General features: G+C 67.3%; 11 protein-coding genes. 10 read left to right on the top strand and 1 reads right to left on the bottom strand.

Annotated features, from left to right (window positions below):
• The first annotated feature begins 8 nt into the window (after positions 1-8).
• The 8 genes from BLW75_RS20650 to BLW75_RS20615 all read left to right on the top strand — a co-directional run bounded on the left by BLW75_RS20650 (position 9) and on the right by BLW75_RS20615 (position 8,593).
• Entirely contained in the window at positions 9-1,349 is a 1,341-nt protein-coding gene (locus BLW75_RS20650) for an MCE family protein (RefSeq protein WP_034304997.1), read from the top strand.
• The gene (locus BLW75_RS20645; protein WP_034304200.1) at positions 1,346-2,377 is read left to right on the top strand and encodes an MCE family protein; all 1,032 of its coding nucleotides are present in this window, start codon (positions 1,346-1,348) and stop codon (positions 2,375-2,377) included. Before BLW75_RS20650 ends, BLW75_RS20645 begins: the two co-directional genes overlap by 4 nt.
• Positions 2,374-3,360, top strand: a complete 987-nt coding sequence (locus tag BLW75_RS20640) for an MCE family protein (protein WP_034304202.1) — start codon at positions 2,374-2,376, stop codon at positions 3,358-3,360. The genes BLW75_RS20645 and BLW75_RS20640 overlap by 4 nt, the downstream gene beginning before the upstream one ends.
• Complete coding sequence (locus tag BLW75_RS20635; RefSeq protein WP_034304204.1) at positions 3,357-4,535, top strand: MCE family protein; 1,179 nt, start codon at positions 3,357-3,359, stop codon at positions 4,533-4,535. The genes BLW75_RS20640 and BLW75_RS20635 overlap by 4 nt, the downstream gene beginning before the upstream one ends.
• Positions 4,535-5,734 (top strand): MCE family protein, encoded by a 1,200-nt coding sequence (locus BLW75_RS20630; protein ID WP_034304206.1) that lies wholly within the window; start codon positions 4,535-4,537, stop codon positions 5,732-5,734. Before BLW75_RS20635 ends, BLW75_RS20630 begins: the two co-directional genes overlap by 1 nt.
• Positions 5,734-6,999 carry an MCE family protein gene (locus BLW75_RS20625; RefSeq protein WP_034304209.1) on the top strand — a complete coding sequence of 422 codons (1,266 nt, stop codon included), beginning with the start codon at positions 5,734-5,736 and terminating at the stop codon, positions 6,997-6,999. Before BLW75_RS20630 ends, BLW75_RS20625 begins: the two co-directional genes overlap by 1 nt.
• 31 nt (positions 7,000-7,030) lie before the next feature.
• Positions 7,031-7,552 (top strand): hypothetical protein, encoded by a 522-nt coding sequence (locus BLW75_RS20620; RefSeq protein WP_034304211.1) that lies wholly within the window; start codon positions 7,031-7,033, stop codon positions 7,550-7,552.
• Between the two features lie 84 nt (positions 7,553-7,636).
• Positions 7,637-8,593, top strand: coding sequence for a hypothetical protein (locus BLW75_RS20615; protein ID WP_034304213.1), 957 nt, complete (start codon positions 7,637-7,639; stop codon positions 8,591-8,593).
• 146 nt (positions 8,594-8,739) lie between these two features.
• Here BLW75_RS20615 and BLW75_RS20610 read toward each other — a convergent pair whose 3' ends face one another.
• Entirely contained in the window at positions 8,740-9,945 is a 1,206-nt protein-coding gene (locus BLW75_RS20610) for a hypothetical protein (protein ID WP_241783199.1), read from the bottom strand.
• Between the two features lie 648 nt (positions 9,946-10,593).
• On the opposite strand from BLW75_RS20610, the gene rpoB reads away from it, so the two are divergent.
• Positions 10,594-14,094 (top strand): DNA-directed RNA polymerase subunit beta, encoded by a 3,501-nt coding sequence (rpoB, locus tag BLW75_RS20605; protein WP_034304215.1) that lies wholly within the window; start codon positions 10,594-10,596, stop codon positions 14,092-14,094.
• Positions 14,095-14,185: 91 nt separating this feature from the next.
• Positions 14,186-18,097 carry a DNA-directed RNA polymerase subunit beta' gene (locus BLW75_RS20600; protein WP_034304217.1) on the top strand — a complete coding sequence of 1,304 codons (3,912 nt, stop codon included), beginning with the start codon at positions 14,186-14,188 and terminating at the stop codon, positions 18,095-18,097.
• Positions 18,098-18,140: the final 43 nt, after the last annotated feature.

Below are 18,140 nucleotides of genomic sequence, written 5' to 3'. Positions count from 1 at the left end.
ATGGGTTGGTGACAACACTGCGGCGCAGGCTGTTGGGCCTGCTTCTGGTCGCCGTGCTCATCGGCGGAGTGGCGCTGAGCATCGCGCTGTACCAACGGGCGTTCACGCCCGTCGTCAGCGTGAAGCTCCAGTCGGGCAACATCGGGAACCAGTTGCTGAAGCAGTCCGACGTGAAGGTCCGCGGGCTCATCGTCGGCTCGGTCAAGGAGATCAACGCGACCCCGGACGGCGCCGAACTCACGCTCGCGCTGAATCCGGAGTCGGCGAAACTGATCCCGCAGAACGTTTCGGCGCGATTCCTGCCGAAGACGTTGTTCGGTGAGCGTTTCGTTTCCCTCGAGATCCCGGACGTGCCTTCGGAGAAGACGATCGCCGAGGGCGACGTGATCACCCAGGACCGTACGTCCGGCGCGGTCGAGCTGGAACAGGCCTTCGCCCATCTGATGCCGGTCTTGCAGGCCGTCCAGCCGCAGAAGCTGTCGAGCACGCTTTCGGCGATCTCGACCGCGCTCAACGGCCGCGGCGACCAGCTCGGCGACACCCTCGCGCAGCTCGGCAGCTACGTCGGGGAACTGAACCCGCACGAGCCCAAGCTCCAGCAGAACCTCAAGGAACTCGCGAAGTTCTCGGACAACCTCGGCGCCGTCGCCCCGGATCTGGTGCAGACCTTGGACAACCTGAGCACCACCACCCGCACCGTGGTGGACCAGAAGATAAACCTGGCGAACCTCTACGGCAACGTCACCCAGGCTTCGGTCGATCTGCAGACGTTCCTGCGGAACAACGCGGACAACCTGATCCGGCTCGCCGACACCGCCCGCCCGACGGCGGAGCTGCTGGCGAAGTACGCGCCGGAATACCCGTGCGTGATCGGGCAGATGGCGGACAACCTGCCGAAGATCGACAAGGCCCTCGGCAAGGGCACCGACCGGCCCGGTCTGCACGCGACCATCGAGGTCACCGTCAACCGAGGGCCGTACCTGCCCGGCAAGGACGAGCCGCGGTTCGAGGACAAACGCGGCCCGCGCTGCTACGACCTGAAGCAGTTCCCGGACCCGTTCCCGCAGTACCCGCCGGACGGCCCGATCAAGGACGGCAGCACGGTCAAGGCGCCGGCGCGCTCGGCGAACGACGGTCTCTCGCCGTCGAACGGTTTCGCGAACTACGGCGGCTACAACGGCAACGGCGGGGGAGCGCCCGGCGGTAGCCCGTCCTACAGCGCTTCCGAATCGGACTTCCTCGCACGGCTGGTCGCGCCGCAGGTCGGCATGGCCGCCTCGGACGTGCCCGGCTGGGGCTCGCTGCTCGTCGGTCCGCTCTATCGCGGGGCGGAGGTGCACGTCAAATGAGGGGTCTACTCGCTCCGCTGATCAAGCTCTGCGCCTTCATCGTCGTCACCGTGCTGTTCACGACGATCCTCGGGATCAGCATCGCCAACGTGAACACCACCAGCACCAACGCCTACAAGGCACGGTTCAGCGACGCGACCCTCGTGCTGCCCAACGACGACGTCCGCATCGCCGGTGTCCGGGTCGGGCAGGTGAAGGAGGTCCGCATCGTCGACCGGCGTCAGGCCGAGATCGAGTTCGAAGTGGACGCTGGCCGCAAACTGCCCGCCGGGGTGACCGCGCAGATCAAGTTCCGGAACCTGGTCGGCCAGCGCTACCTCTCGCTCGGGCAGGGCACCGACAGCTCCGGCAAGACACTGGAGCCCGGCGGGAACATCCCGCTGGAGCGGACCACGCCCGCGCTCGACCTGACGCAGTTGTTCAACGGGTTCAAACCGCTGTTCACCGCGCTCAACCCGGACGACATCAACAAGCTGTCCTACGAGGTCATCCAGGTCCTGCAGGGCGAGGGCGGCACGGTCGAAAGCCTGTTGAAGCACACCGCGTCGCTGGCCACCACGATCTCCGACAAGGACAAGGTGATCGGCGAGGTCATCGACAACCTGAACTCGGTGCTCACCACGGTCAACGCGCACACCCCGCAGCTGAACGACCTGATCGTCAAACTGCAGCAGCTGGTCTCCGGGCTGGCCGCGGACCGCGAGCCGATCGGCGACGCCATCGACTCGCTCGGCACCCTCGCCCAGACGACGTCCGGTCTGCTCGGCGAGGCCCGTGAGCCGCTCAAGCAGGACATCGCCGCGCTCGGCACGCTGACGAAGAACCTCAACGACAGTCAGCCGATCGTCGAGCACTTCATCCAGTTCCTGCCGCAGAAGGTGACGGCACTGACCCGCACGGCCGACTACGGCTCCTGGTTCAACTTCTTCGCCTGTGAGATGACGGGAGCCGTCGCCCTGCCTCCGCTGATCAACGAACCGATCAACCTGCCGCTGCTGCCGGTGAACCGGGCGAGGTGCACGGCATGAAGTCGTTCCAGAAACGCAATCCGATCCCGATCGCGCTGGTCGGCATCTCGGTGCTGCTGCTCGGTTTCCTCGCCGCGCTCAACTCCGAGGACCTGCCGGTCATCGGCGGCGGGACGACGTACTCCGCGGATTTCAGCGAGGCTTCGGGCCTGCAGGAGGACAACGACGTGCGGGTCGCCGGCGTGAAGGTCGGCAAGGTCTCCGAGATCAAGCTCGACGGCGACAAGGTCCGGATCTCCTTCAAGGTCAAGGACGCCTGGCTGGGCGACAAGACCAGCGCCGCCATCAAGATCAAGACCGTGCTCGGCCAGAAGTACCTGGCGCTCGACCCGCAGGGGCAGCGCACGCTCGACCCGAGCGCGACGATCCCGCGTGAGCGCACGATGTCGCCGTTCGACGTCCTCGACGCCTTCCGCGGGCTTTCGCAGACCGTCGACGACATCGACACGACGCAGCTGGCGAAGAGCTTCGACGTCATCACGGAGACCTTCGCGGACACCCCAGCCGACGTGAAGGGCGCACTGAACGGCCTTTCCCGGCTTTCGGACACCATCGCCAAACGTGACTCGCAGCTGTCGAGCCTGCTCGCGAACACGCGGCAGGTCTCGCAGACGCTCGTCGACCGTGACGCCGAGTTCCAGAAGCTCCTGGCCGACGGCAACAAGCTGCTCGGCGAGGTGGCCAAGCGCAAGGACGCGATCTCCGCGTTGCTGGACGGTTCGCGCAATCTCGCCACCCAGCTCAAGGGCCTGGTCGACGACAACGACGCGCAGCTCGACCCGGTGCTCACCCAGCTCGACCAGCTGACCTCGATGCTCCAGCGCAACCAGGACGCCCTCGGCCAGGGCATCGCGCGCTTCGCGCCGTTCATCCGCGTGTTCACGAACACGATCGGCAACGGCCGCTGGTTCGACAACTACATCTGCGGACTGGTCCTGCCGTCGTTCGGGCCGATCAACGACAAGGGGTGCTACGAGAAATGAGTACCCGTCTCGGAGCCGGCCTCGCCCGCGGTTTCACCATCGCGATCGTGCTCGCGCTGGTCGTCGCCGGCGCGCTGTGGTGGACGCTCAAGGACGCCGGCCGCAACCACGTGACCGCGTATTTCGCCGGCACCGTCGGCCTCTACGAAGGCAACAGTGTCCGCATGCTCGGCGTGGACATGGGCACGGTCACCAAGATCCAGCCGATGGGCAACCAGGTCCGCGTCGAACTCGAGTACGACCGTTCGGTGCCCGTGCCCGCCGACGCGAAGGCGATCATCGTGTCGCCGTCGCTGGTCAGTGACCGCTACGTGCAGCTCGCCCCGGCCTACAAGGGCGGCCCGCGGATCGCCGACGGCGCCGTCATCGGGCTCGACCGCACCGAGGTCCCGCTGGAAGTCGACGAGCTCGCCGCCAGCCTCTCGCGGGTCAGCCAGTCGCTCGGGCCCAACGGCGCCAACAAGAACGGGTCGCTGTCGAACCTGCTCGACACCGCCGCGAAGAACTTCGACGGCAACGGGCAGGCGCTGCACGACACGATCACGAAACTCGGCCAAGCCGCGGGCACGTTGTCCGGCAACAAGGACGACCTGTTCAAGACCGTCGAGAACCTCGGCTCCTTCTCGCAGACGCTGGTGAACAGCGACAAGCAGGTCCGCGACTTCGAACGTCAGCTCGCCGATGTCAGCGGATTCCTCGCGGGGGAGCGGGAAAACCTCTCCGCCACGGTGAAGCAGCTGTCCGACACGCTCACCGCGGTGCAGGCGTTCATCGAGAAGAACCGCGACCGGCTCAAGTCCAATGTGGACAAGCTGGCCAGTGTGACCAAGGTGCTCGTGGACCAGCGCGGCGCGCTCGCCGAGATCCTCGACGTCGCCCCGGTCGGCCTCGGGAACCTGGTCAACACCTACAACGCCTCGTCGGGCACGCTCGACGCGCGGGCCAACCTCAACGAGCTCACCCAGCCGCCGCTGGTGATGGTGTGCAACCTGCTCAAGCAGACCCCGGACGCGCTCGACGCGCTGGGCGACGCGTGCAAGGGGGTCGCCGGACTGGTCGACGGGCTGGTGCCGCTGCCGTCCATCGCTCAGGTGATCCAGTCCTCGCAGGCGGGTCAGCTGCCGCCGCTGCCGCTCCCGATCGCGGGGCAGCTCTATGGAACGGCGGCCAAGTGATGAAGAAACTTGCTCTTATCGCCTCCGGGACTGTCGCGGCGCTGACGTTGAGCGGCTGCGGGTTCAGCGGGATCTACGACGTCCCGCTGCCCGGCGGCGCCGAACTCGGCGACCACCCGTACACGGTCAAGGTGCAGTTCCGGGACGTCCTCGATCTGACCCCGCAGGCCGGGGTGAAGGTCAACGAGGTCGCCATCGGCCGCGTCGAAGCGATCGGGCTGACCCCGGACGGCTGGAACGCCGAGGTCACCCTCCGGGTCAACGGCGACGTGAAGCTGCCGGCGAACGCGCTCGCCAACGTCAAGCAGTCGAGCCTCCTCGGTGAGAAGTACGTCGAGCTGGCGGCGCCCGCCGACGGACAGGGCAAGCTCGCCGACAACGCGGTGATCCCGCTGGCCCGTACGAACCGCAGCGTCGAGGTCGAAGAACTGCTCGGCGCGCTCTCGCTGCTGCTCAACGGCGGCGGGGTCGAACAGCTCAACACCATCACCAAGGAACTCAACAACGCCACCACCGGGCGCTCGCCGGAGCTCAAGGCGCTGCTGAACAACACCAATGAGCTGGTCACGAACCTGGACAAGCAGTCCGCGAACATCACGCGGGCGCTCGACGGGCTGAACCGGCTCTCGCTCACCCTGAACGGCCAGAAGGACAAGCTGGTCGGCGCGGTCGACAACCTCGGCCCCGGCCTCGGCGTGCTGGAGCAGCAGCGAGGCCAGCTGGTGACGATGCTGAACGCGCTCAACAACCTCTCCGGGGTCGCCGTCGACACCGTGAACAAGAGCAAGGAAGACCTCGTCGCCGACCTCAAGGCGCTGCAGCCGACGCTGCAGAAGCTCGGCGAGGCGGGCTCGGATCTGCCGAAGGCGCTGGAGATCCTGCTGACCTTCCCGTTCAGCGACGCCGCCTACGACGGCGTCAAGGGCGACTACTTCAACCTGTTCGCGAAGATCGACCTGAACCTGAACGAGATCCTCAAGAACCTCGGCCGCAGCCGTCAGAACCCGCTCCAGGACGTCATCCCGGTGCCGGGGCTGACCGGGGGCACCGAGGGACCGGGCGAGAACCCGCCGCTGCCGATCCCGAACAGCGTGGGCGGCACCCAGGCAGGCCAGGCGAGCGCGCCGCAGGGCGGCGGACAGCCGCGACAGACCGGACCCGCCGGGATCTTCGGCGTGCTGTCGGGAGGTGCCGGCTGATGCTGGTCCGTAGGACGAAGATCCAGCTGGTCGCCTTCGCGATCATCTCCGTGGTCGCCATCGTGTACGCGCTGATCCGGTTCGCCGGGCTCGGCCAGGTCTTCGGCGACGAGGGCTACACGGTGAAACTGCAGCTCAAGCAGTCGGGCGGCATCTTCCAGAACGCCGAGGTCACGTACCGGGGCTTCAACATCGGCCGGGTCGGAGAGCTGCGCCTGACCAAGACCGGGCTGGAGGCCGACCTCAACATCTCGCCGGACGCCCCGCAGGTGCCCGCGGATCTCGACGCCGTCGTCGCGAACCGGTCGGCGGTCGGCGAACAGTTCGTCGACCTGAAGCCCAAGAGCGAGAAGGGACCGTTCCTGAACTCGGGTTCGGTCATCCCGGCCGACAGGGTCAAGACGCCCGTGCCCACCGAGCAGCTCATCGGCGACCTCGACAGTCTCGCGGCTTCGGTGCCGACCGACTCGCTGCGCAAGGTCGTCGACGAGTCGTACAACGCCTTCAACGGCACCGGCCCGGACCTGCAGCGGCTGCTCGACACCGCGCGGAGCTTCACCGCGACCGCGCAGGACTACCTGCCGCAGACCGTCCAGCTGCTGGAAAAGGGCGGGCAGGTCCTCGAAACGCAGAACGACATGGCGAGCTCGATGAAGTCGTTCAGCGCGGACCTCAACAAGCTCTCCGGCACCCTGAAGAACTCCGACGCCGACATCCGGAAGCTGATCGGGATCACCCCGCAGGTGGCGAACCAGATCAGCTCGGTGCTCGCCGAATCCGGGCCGGGGCTGGGCGCGCTGACGGCGAACCTGCTCACGACGTCGAACCTGCTGGTGACGCGGCTCGACGGGCTCGAACAGGGCCTCGTGACGTACCCGATGCTCGCGGCCGGTGCGAACACCGTCGCCAACGACGGCACCGCGCACCTCGGGCTCGCGCTCAACCTGTTCAACCCGCCGTCGTGCACCAAGGGCTACATCGGCCTCGACAAGTACCGCGAAGGCACCGACACGACGCCGCGTCCGCCCAAGGACAACGCGTACTGTGCCGAGCCGAAGGGCAGCCCGATCAACGTGCGCGGTTCGCAGAACGCGCCGTACAACGGGGTCCCGCAGATCCCGTCGGAGGGCGACGTCGCGGCGAACGCCGACCGCTCGGCCGAGGAACTGGCCAGCCTGCGCGCGGCACAGGGCATGCCGAGCGTCCTGCAGAGCCCCGGGGTCAGCCTGCCCACCCTCGGCACGCTGCTGGGCCTGCCCGGCTGACGCCGAGACCGTATATCTAACCTGGAGTGTCATGAGTTCTTCTCGATCGCGGACCCTGGTCCTCGGGGCGGCGGCGTTCGCGCTCGCCGCCTTCGTCGCCGCGGCGATCTTCGGTGTCATGTGGGCCGTGGCAGCGTCGGACGACAACGCCGATCTGGCGCGCTCCCGGGACGACGTGGTCAAGGCGGGCGGTACCGCGATCAAGGCGTACACCGAGGTCGACTTCGAGAAACTCGACGAGTTCTTCGCCAGGCAGAAGGCCGTCTCCGACGACAAGATGAGCCAGCAGCTGGCCCAGCTGGAGCCGACCTACCGCAAGGCGCTCGGTGACGCGAAGACCAAGGTCGTGACCACCATCCAGGACATCGCGGTCGAGGAACTCGACGACCACGAGGGCAAGGCGAGCTTCCTCGCCGCCATCTCCACGCAGGTCACCCAGGGCGACAAGGCGAGCTCGAAGGCGCTGCGCCTGGAGGTCTCGATGACCAGGGTCGGCGATGAGTGGAAGCTGTCCGGGATCGACAACGTGCCCCTCGTCGCGGCCGGTCAGTAAGAGCGTCACCTAGAACGGAGCCACGTAGTGCCCCCCTCCCGTCGCCAGCCTCCTCGCAGCACTCCGCCGGTGCGCCGCCCCCGGGTGGCCGGCCTGCGACGGCCCGGTGCGTCTCCTGCTCCCGCCTCTCCGGAAGTCCCTGCCGCAGAGGTCTCAGAGGTCAAGGCCGACGAAACGCCGACGCCGGTTCGCCGCCCGTCGCCGCGGCCGGCTCCGCGTCCCGCGCCTGCGCCCGAACCGGAGCCCGAGGTCGTCGAGGCGGCTGAGCCTGAGCCTGAGGTGGCCGCTGTCGAGGCTCCTGAAGAGCCTGCGGCTCCCGAAGCTCCTGAAGACTCCGAAGTCTCCGGAGCCGAGGTTGTCGCGAAGCCGAGCCCGCGTGCGAAGGTCCGCGCGGCTGCCGAAGACAAGCCGGACGACCTCGAAGAGGCCGAAGCCGAGGTCGCTTCCGATGAATCTTCGGAGCCCGGGAAGAAGCCGGCCTCCAGGCAGCTGATCCTGGCGGGCGCGCTGGTCGTCGTCGGACTACTGCTGGCCGCGACCGCCGTGCTCTTCAAGATCCAGGCCGACGAGGTGTCCAGCTCGACGAACAACACCGCGCTGCTGGACGTCGCGAAGACCGCGCAGGTCAAGGACCAGGTCTCGAAAGCGACCGAGGCGCTGTTCTCGTACGACTACAACAACATCGCGAAGACCGAGACCGCGGCGGGTGACCTGCTGGTCAACGACGAGGTTCGGGCGAAGTACAACCTGCTGATGGGCGAGGTCAAGCGGCTGGCCCCGCAGCAGAAGATGGTCGTGACCTGCAAGGTCACCCGCAGCGCCGTCATCCGGCTGGAAGGTGACCGGGCCGACGTGATGGTGTTCGTCGACCAGAGCTCGACGCGGGCCGACACGAACAAGACCACCGCCGGGAGCGCGCAGCTGCACTTGAACGCGGAGCTGCAGGGCGACAAGTGGAAGATCACGGCGATGAACACCTACGCCGCTCCGCCCAACCCGGCCGCTTCCTCGGCCCCCGCCTCGCCCGCCCCCTCCAAGTAACCCCGGGATCGCGTTTAGCCCGCTAAACGCGATCCGGGTCCGGCCGCGTGCGCCCGTTCCGTGAAGGCTTCCTTGAGGGACCCAGAGTCCCTCAAGGAGGCCTTCACGGCTTCTGCCGTCCCGCTCCCTGACCTGCGTTTAGCGGGCTAAGCGTGACGCGTCTGCGCGCCGCTCGACCGGAGCTTGAAGCTCGCCGTCCGCGCCTTCTTGGCCAGGTCCCGGTCCGGATGGTTCGCGCCGACGACGTTCAGGAGTTCGAGTCTGTCCGGATGGCGAGAGGACGTCAGCAGGTCCACTACGTCGAAGCCGTCGTCCATGTCGGCGAGTTGATGGACGAACGCGCCGAGCGCGTGCATCGCCGCGAAATGGTCGGCCATCCCGAGGACCACCTCGTCGCGGGTGATCGTTTCCCGGTCGACCGCTCCACGTTCGGACAGCCACATCGCGGCGGCCGCGCCGACCAGGCCGCCTTCGGCTCGGACGCTCACAACGGTCTCGAGGCCGATCTCGCCGGTTTCTCCGAGCGCGATCAAGGCGAACAGTCGTTCTTCGGGAAGCCGCGCCGCGCGGAGGAACTCGCTCGCTTCCGCTGCCGCGTCAGAGGGTGACCGGTGCCGCACCCAGGCCTTCAGCTCCGCGTCGATGATCTCCGGTGCGGAGTCGATGAGGCGGAGGCTCAGCTCGCCGAGACTCTCGCCCGAGGCTTCACCGATGACCGGTGCGTCCATTCCTGCCTCGCGGAGCTCCCTGTTGATCGCCCAGACGGCGAGCGGGGTGAGGCTGACGAGGAACGGGAACGGATCGGGTTTGCCGGCGATCTCGGCGATCATCGCGAGCCCGGCCGGGTCCGCGGTGACCTGCTCGATCGCGCCGAGCCGGTCCAGCAGGTCCAGCGCGACGGTCGTCGCGTACCGCGTCGACTCGTCTGGTGCCTGCCCGAGTTCGACGGCTTCGAAAAGGAGTTCGACCGGCACCTGGGCCTGACCCGACTGATAGAGCGTGAGTGAGATCGATGCGACCGCTCGGGGTAGCAGCTGGCCGGCGGCAGGCGGCCCGGCTTCACCGATCGCCGAAAACAGCCGCTCCCAGAGCCGGAGAGGGTCGTCGAGGCTCGTCAAGGGCACGTGCTTGCCCTTGACGACCCGAACCAGCCCGGAAGCCTCCGCCCACCGAGGGGTAAGCGCGTCGCGCGGCTCCATGTTCTCGTCCAACCCGGCGACGTATCCGCGGACATCGTCGAGGAGGGGGGTCCGCTCCGCGGCCAGCCGCAGCTCGGCTTCCGGCTTCAACAAGACCGGGGGCATCGTCGGCGTCACCTCGGCACTGGCGTCCTGCTCCCACGTTTCGCGCACGCGGCCCAGTCTGGCACCGGCCGCCGGGCGCGCGTCGCGATTAGCCCGCTGAACGCAGGTGCGTCGCCCTGCCTGTGCGCCGCACCAGACGGCCCACCGGTCACAGCGGTCACACGGCCCGAGTCCGTCCGGGGCACCCCCGCCGCCTGCCTGGCCCGACCCGGTGACCGTCCGGGAAGCCCCGCCGGCCGGATCGCGATCAGCCCGCTAAACGCAGGTCGGCGCGCCGTCGCCGTCACCTGCGCGTACCGGACGGTAACCAGGATGATCGTCCTGTGAAGCGTCCCGCCCGGAGCTACTTCGACGCTGCGCCAACCGGCGGGACCACCGCGCGGCATCTTGACTCAGAGCCCCTGTGGGGTCACGCTTACTGGCAACGGTGAGAACCGGCGGTGCCCTTGCGGGAGGGACGGTCCGGGGAGGCCGAGGAGAGGCATACCTGAAGACGTTGCGATGCAGGCTGGGCCCCATCGGGAGCGCCCCCTGGACAGACCGCGACGTTCGGGCTAGACTGCTTCTTTGCGCTGCCCTCTTTCAGGCTGCCCGGAGCCGGTAGTTAGGATAGTGGGCACACGGCACCCTTGACAGACCGCATCAGCTGTTGCTGACGCGGCTGCTCACCGCTCATTGTCCCCGGAAGGACGCATCTTGGCAGTCTCTCCCGCGAACCAGGCCACTGCTGCGACCACCTCGGCTGTATCTCGCTCGGAGTCCACGGGAATCCCGGGAGCCCCCAAGCGGGTCTCCTTCGCAAAGATTCGCGAGCCGCTCAGCACCCCGAACCTGCTCGACGTGCAGATCAGGTCCTTTGAATGGTTCACCGGCGACGAGGCGTGGTTCGAACGCCGCGTCGAAGAAGGTGAAGAAAACCCGGTCGGTGGCCTGGAAGAGGTCCTCAACGAGATCTCGCCGATCGAAGACTTCTCCGGATCCATGTCGCTGTCCTTCTCCGACCCGCGCTTCGACGAGGTCAAGGCCTCCGTCGAGGAGTGCAAGGACAAGGACATGACGTACGCGGCCCCGCTGTTCGTGACCGCCGAGTTCGTGAACAACAACACCGGCGAGATCAAGAGCCAGACGGTCTTCATGGGCGACTTCCCGGTGATGACCGACAAGGGCACCTTCGTCATCAACGGCACCGAGCGTGTCGTCGTGTCCCAGCTGGTCCGTTCGCCGGGTGTGTACTTCGACACCAGCGTCGACAAGACCACCGACAAGGACGTCTTCAACGTCCGCGTCATCCCGAGCCGGGGTGCCTGGCTGGAGTTCGACGTCGACAAGCGCGACACCGTCGGCGTCCGCATCGACCGCAAGCGCCGCCAGCCGGTCACCGTGCTGCTGAAGGCGCTCGGCTGGACCACCGAGGCGATCCGCGAGCGCTTCTCCTTCTCCGAGACGCTGCTCGCCACCCTCGAGAAGGACCACACCGCCGGCACCGACGAGGCACTCCTCGACATCTACCGCAAGCTGCGCCCGGGCGAACCGCCCACCAAGGAGAGCGCGCAGACGCTGCTGGAGAACCTGTTCTTCAAGCCGAAGCGCTACGACCTGGCCAAGGTCGGCCGGTACAAGCTGAACAAGAAGCTCGGCCTGACCACGCCGTACGACACCGGGACGCTGACCGAAGAGGACATCGTCTCGACGATCGAGTACCTGGTCCGCCTGCACGCGGGCGAGGACAAGGCGACCGTCGGCGACCAGGTCATCCCGGTCGAGACCGACGACATCGACCACTTCGGCAACCGTCGTCTCCGCACCGTCGGCGAGCTCATCCAGAACCAGATCCGCGTGGGTCTGTCCCGGATGGAGCGCGTCGTCCGCGAGCGGATGACCACCCAGGACGTCGAGGCGATCACGCCGCAGACCCTGATCAACATCCGACCCGTCGTGGCGGCGATCAAGGAGTTCTTCGGTACTTCGCAGCTGTCGCAGTTCATGGACCAGAACAACCCGCTGTCGGGGCTGACGCACAAGCGTCGTCTGTCCGCCCTCGGCCCGGGTGGTCTGTCGCGTGAGCGCGCCGGCATGGAGGTCCGTGACGTCCACCCGTCGCACTACGGCCGCATGTGCCCGATCGAGACGCCGGAAGGCCCGAACATCGGCCTGATCGGTTCGCTCTGCTCGTACGCGCGGGTCAACCCGTTCGGTTTCATCGAGACCCCGTACCGCAAGGTCGTCGAGGGCCGCGTCACCGACCAGGTCGACTACCTCACCGCGGACGAGGAAGACCGCTACGTGAAGGCGCAGGCGAACGCGCCGATCTCGGAAGACGGCACCTTCGTCGAAGACCGCGTCCTGGTCCGTAAGAAGGGCGGCGAGGTCGAGCTGATCGACCCGCTGGACGTGGACTACATGGACGTCTCGCCGCGGCAGATGGTCTCGGTCGCGACGGCGATGATCCCGTTCCTCGAGCACGACGACGCGAACCGCGCGCTGATGGGCGCGAACATGCAGCGTCAGGCCGTGCCGCTGCTCCGCAACCAGGCGCCGTACGTCGGCACCGGTGTGGAGCTGCGCGCCGCGGTGGACGCCGGTGACGTGCTCGTCGCCGAGCAGTCCGGTGTCGTCGAGGAGCTCTCGGCCGATCTGATCACGGTCATGCACGACGACGGCACGCGGAAGAGCTACGGACTGTACAAGTTCCGTCGCTCGAACCACGGCACCTGCTTCAACCACCGCCCGATCGTCAACGAGGGCGACCGGGTCGAGCAGGGTCAGGTCATCGCCGACGGCCCGTCCACCGAGAACGGTGAGATGGCGCTCGGCAAGAACCTGCTCGTCGCGGTCATGCCGTGGGAGGGCCACAACTACGAGGACGCGATCATCCTCTCCGAGCGCCTGGTGCAGGACGACGTGCTCACGTCGATCCACATCGAGGAGCACGAGATCGACGCCCGCGACACCAAGCTGGGCGCCGAGGAGATCACCCGGGACATCCCGAACGTCTCCGAGGAGGTCCTCGCCGACCTCGACGAGCGCGGCATCATCCGCATCGGTGCCGAGGTCCGCGACGGCGACATCCTGGTCGGCAAGGTCACGCCCAAGGGCGAGACCGAGCTGACCCCGGAGGAGCGCCTGCTCCGCGCGATCTTCGGCGAGAAGGCCCGTGAGGTCCGCGACACCTCGCTGAAGGTGCCGCACGGTGAGACCGGCAAGGTCATCGGCATCCGCGTGTTCTCGCGCGAAGACGACGACGAGCTGCCCCCGGGCGTCAACGAACTGGTCCGCGTCTACGTGGCCCAGAAGCGGAAGATCCAGCCGGGTGACAAGCTCGCCGGCCGCCACGGGAACAAGGGTGTCATCGGCAAGATCCTCCCCGCCGAGGACATGCCGTTCATGGAGGACGGCACGCCCGTCGACATCATCCTGAACACCCACGGTGTCCCGCGTCGTATGAACATCGGCCAGGTCCTGGAGCTTCACCTGGGCTGGCTGGCGTCGCAGGGGTGGAAGATCGAGGGCAACCCGGACTGGGCGAAGAACCTCAACGAGGAGCTCTACGACGTCGACCCCGGCACGAACACCGCGACCCCGGTGTTCGACGGAGCCAAGGAAGAGGAGCTCACCGGGCTGCTCGGCGCGACCAAGCCGAACCGCGACGGCGAGCGCATGGTCAAGCAGAACGGCAAGGCCACGCTGCTGGACGGCCGCTCCGGCGAGCCGTTCCCGTACCCGGTCTCGGTCGGCTACATGTACATCCTGAAGCTGCACCACCTGGTCGACGACAAGATCCACGCCCGGTCCACCGGTCCGTACTCGATGATCACGCAGCAGCCGCTGGGTGGTAAGGCGCAGTTCGGTGGCCAGCGGTTCGGCGAGATGGAGTGCTGGGCGATGCAGGCGTACGGCGCCGCATACACCCTGCAGGAGCTCCTGACGATCAAGTCGGACGACGTGGTCGGCCGCGTCAAGGTGTACGAGGCCATCGTCAAGGGGGAGAACATCCCCGAGCCGGGTATCCCCGAGTCGTTCAAGGTGCTCCTCAAGGAGCTCCAGTCGCTCTGCCTCAACGTCGAGGTGCTGTCGAGCGACGGCGCCGCGATCGAGATGCGCGACTCCGACGACGAGGACCTCGAGCGCGCCGCGGCCAACCTCGGCATCAACCTGTCCCGCAACGAGTCGCCCTCGGTGGACGACGTCGTGCACTGATTCGCGATGAGGCGGGAGCCTGCCTCCCGTGGGCTCCCGCCTCCGCTCGCCAACTCCTCTAGTCGCATCAACCCCAAGGGGATGTAAAGACGTGCTGGACGTCAACTTCTTCGATGAGCTCCGCATCGGCCTCGCCACCGCCGACGACATTCGTCAGTGGTCCTTCGGTGAGGTGAAGAAGCCGGAGACCATCAACTACCGGACGCTCAAGCCCGAGAAGGACGGCCTCTTCTGCGAGAAGATCTTCGGCCCGACCCGGGACTGGGAGTGCTACTGCGGTAAGTACAAGCGGGTCCGCTTCAAGGGCATCATCTGCGAGCGCTGTGGCGTCGAGGTCACCCGCGCCAAGGTGCGTCGTGAGCGGATGGGCCACATCGAGCTGGCCGCTCCCGTCACCCACATCTGGTACTTCAAGGGTGTTCCCTCCCGCCTGGGCTACCTGCTCGACCTGGCGCCGAAGGACCTCGAGAAGATCATCTACTTCGCGGCCTACGTGATCACCGGTGTGAACACCGAGCTGCGGCACAACGACCTGCCGACCCTCGAGAACGAGATCGGTGTCGAGCGCAAGAACCTCGAGACCAAGCGTGACGCGGACATCGAGGCTCGGGCGCAGAAGCTGGAAGCCGACCTGGCCGAGCTGGAGGCGGAGGGCGCCAAGTCCGACGTCCGCCGCAAGGTCAAGGAAGGCGGCGAGCGCGAGATGCGTCAGCTGCGTGACCGCGCCGGTCGCGAGCTGGACCGTCTCGAGGAGGTCTGGACGACCTTCACCAAGCTCGACACCCGTCAGCTGATCGCCGACGAGCTGCTCTACCGCGAGCTCGTCGACCGCTACGGCGAGTACTTCACCGGCGGCATGGGCGCGGAGGCCATCCAGAAGCTGGCCACCGAGTTCGACGTCGCCGCGGAGGCCGAGAGCCTGCGCGACACCATCCGCAACGGCAAGGGGCAGAAGAAGCTCCGCGCGCTGAAGCGGCTCAAGGTCGTCGCGGCCTTCCAGGCCACCGGCAACGACCCGCGCGGCATGGTGCTCGACGCCGTCCCGGTGATCCCGCCGGACCTGCGCCCGATGGTCCAGCTCGACGGTGGCCGGTTCGCCACCTCCGACCTGAACGACCTCTACCGCCGGGTCATCAACCGGAACAACCGGTTGAAGCGGCTGATCGACCTCGGCGCGCCCGAGATCATCGTCAACAACGAGAAGCGGATGCTGCAGGAGGCCGTCGACGCGCTGTTCGACAACGGCCGCCGCGGCCGCCCGGTCACCGGTCCCGGTAACCGCCCGCTGAAGTCGCTGTCCGACCTGCTCAAGGGCAAGCAGGGCCGGTTCCGTCAGAACCTGCTCGGCAAGCGTGTCGACTACTCAGGCCGTTCGGTCATCATCGTCGGTCCGCAGCTGAAGCTGCACCAGTGCGGTCTGCCGAAGGACATGGCGCTCGAGCTGTTCAAGCCGTTCGTCATGAAGCGGCTGGTCGACCTGAACCACGCGCAGAACATCAAGTCCGCCAAGCGGATGGTGGAGCGGTCGCGTCCGCAGGTGTGGGACGTGCTCGAAGAGGTCATCACCGGCCACCCGGTGATGCTGAACCGTGCGCCGACCCTGCACCGCCTCGGTATCCAGGCCTTCGAGCCGCAGCTGGTCGAAGGCAAGGCCATCCAGCTGCACCCGCTGGTCTGTGAAGCGTTCAACGCGGACTTCGACGGTGACCAGATGGCCGTGCACCTCCCGCTGTCCGCGGAGGCGCAGGCCGAGGCCCGCATCCTGATGCTGTCGGCGAACAACATCCTTTCGCCGGCGTCGGGCCGTCCGCTCGCCATGCCGCGTCTGGACATGGTGACGGGTCTGTTCCACCTCACCCGCCTGACCGAGACCGCCGAGGGCGCGGGCAACGCGTACTCGTCGCCCGCCGAGGCGATCATGGCGTTCGACCGCAAGGCGCTGAGCCTGCACGCCCCGGTCAAGATCCGCATCACCGACCGTCAGCCCGCCAAGGCCGACGAAGCGGCGCTCGCGGAGAAGGGCTGGGAGCCGGGCAAGGCGTGGCTGGCCGAGACCACCCTGGGCCGCGTGCTGTTCAACGAGCTGCTGCCGGCGGACTACCCGTTCATCAACGAGCCGATGCCGAAGAAGCGTCAGGCCGCGATCGTGAACGACCTCGCCGAGCGCTACTCGATGACCCAGGTCGCGCAGACCCTGGACCGCCTGAAGGACGCCGGTTTCTACTGGGCGACCCGTTCGGGCGTCACGGTCGCGATCTCCGACGTTCTCGTCCCGACCGGCAAGAAGGCCATTCTGGACGAGTACGAAGGCAAGGCCGACCAGGTCGAGAAGCGGTACCAGCGTGGTCAGCTGTCGCACGCCGAGCGCAACAACGAGCTCGTCAAGGTGTGGACGCAGGCCACCGAAGAGGTCCACAAGATCATGGAGACGGCGCTGCCGGACGACAACCCGATCGCGATGATCGTGAAGTCGGGCGCGGCGGGCAACATGACGCAGGTCCGGTCGCTGGCCGGTATGCGTGGTCTGGTGTCGAACCCGAAGGGTGAGTACATCCCGCGTCCGATCAAGGCCAACTTCCGTGAAGGCCTGTCGGTGGCGGAGTACTTCATCGCGACGCACGGTGCCCGTAAGGGTCTGGCGGACACGGCGCTCCGTACCGCCGACTCGGGTTATCTGACCCGTCGTCTGGTGGACGTGTCGCAGGACGTCATCGTCCGCGAGATCGACTGTGGCACCACCCGCGGCATCAACATGCCGATCGGCGAGGACATCGGCGACGGCAAGGTCCTGCGCGACCAGCACGTCGAGACCAGCGTGTACGCGCGGAACCTGGCGACCGACGCGGTCGACGCCAAGGGCAACGTCGTGCTCAACGCCGGTGACGACATCGGTGACCCGGCGATCGACAAGCTCATCTCGAGCGGGATCTCCAAGGTCAAGGTGCGTTCGGTGCTGACCTGCGAGTCGGCCGTCGGTATCTGCGCCACCTGCTACGGCCGGTCCATGGCGACCGGTCAGCTCGTCGACGTCGGCGAGGCCGTGGGTATCGTCGCGGCCCAGTCGATCGGTGAGCCGGGTACGCAGCTGACGATGCGTACGTTCCACCAGGGTGGTGTCGCCGGTGACGACATCACGACCGGTCTGCCCCGTGTCCAGGAGCTGTTCGAGGCCCGGGTCCCGAAGGGCAAGGCGCCGATCGCCGACGTCGATGGCCGTGTGCGCATCGAGGAGAGCGAGCGGTTCTGGAAGATCACGCTGATCCCGGACGACGGCAGCGAAGAGATCGTCTTCGACAAGCTGTCCAAGCGTCAGCGGCTCGCGAACACCCCGAACGGCCCGCTGGGCGACGGTGACCGCGTCAACGTCGGTCAGCAGCTGCTCGAAGGCACGCCGGACCCGCACGAGGTCCTGCGGGTCATGGGGCCGCGCGAGGCGCAGATGCACCTGGTGGACGAGGTCCAGAAGGTGTACCGGGCGCAGGGTGTGTCGATCCACGACAAGCACATCGAGGTCATCGTCCGGCAGATGCTGCGCCGGGTGACGATCATCGACTCCGGTGCCACGGACTTCCTGCCGGGCGAGCTGCCCGAGCGGACCAAGTTCGAGGCGAAGAACCGCGCGTCGGTCGCCGAAGGCGGCGAGCCCGCCTCGGGTCGTCCGGTGCTGATGGGGATCACGAAGGCCTCGCTGACCACGGACTCGTGGCTGTCGGCGGCCTCGTTCCAGGAGACCACGCGGGTCCTGACCGACGCGGCCATCAACGGCCGCTCGGACAAGCTCGTGGGCCTCAAGGAGAACGTGATCATCGGTAAGCTGATCCCGGCCGGTACCGGGATCAACAAATACCGCAACATCCAGGTGCAGCCGACCGAGGAGGCGCGGGTCGCCGCTTACGCGATCCCGTCCTACGACGACGGCTACTACACCCCGGATGTGTTCGGCTCCACGCCGGGCGCCGCGGTGCCGCTGGACGACTACGACTTCGGCCGCGACTTCCGCTGACCGAAGTGAAATCCACGAGAAGGGCCCCCGCCGATCCGGCGGG

Origin of the sequence: Amycolatopsis lurida, from assembly GCF_900105055.1 — a bacterium.
Lineage (GTDB): Bacteria > Actinomycetota > Actinomycetes > Mycobacteriales > Pseudonocardiaceae > Amycolatopsis > Amycolatopsis lurida.
Note: the sequence above shows the minus strand (reverse complement) of the source record. Positions and strands in the feature narration are given on the sequence as shown.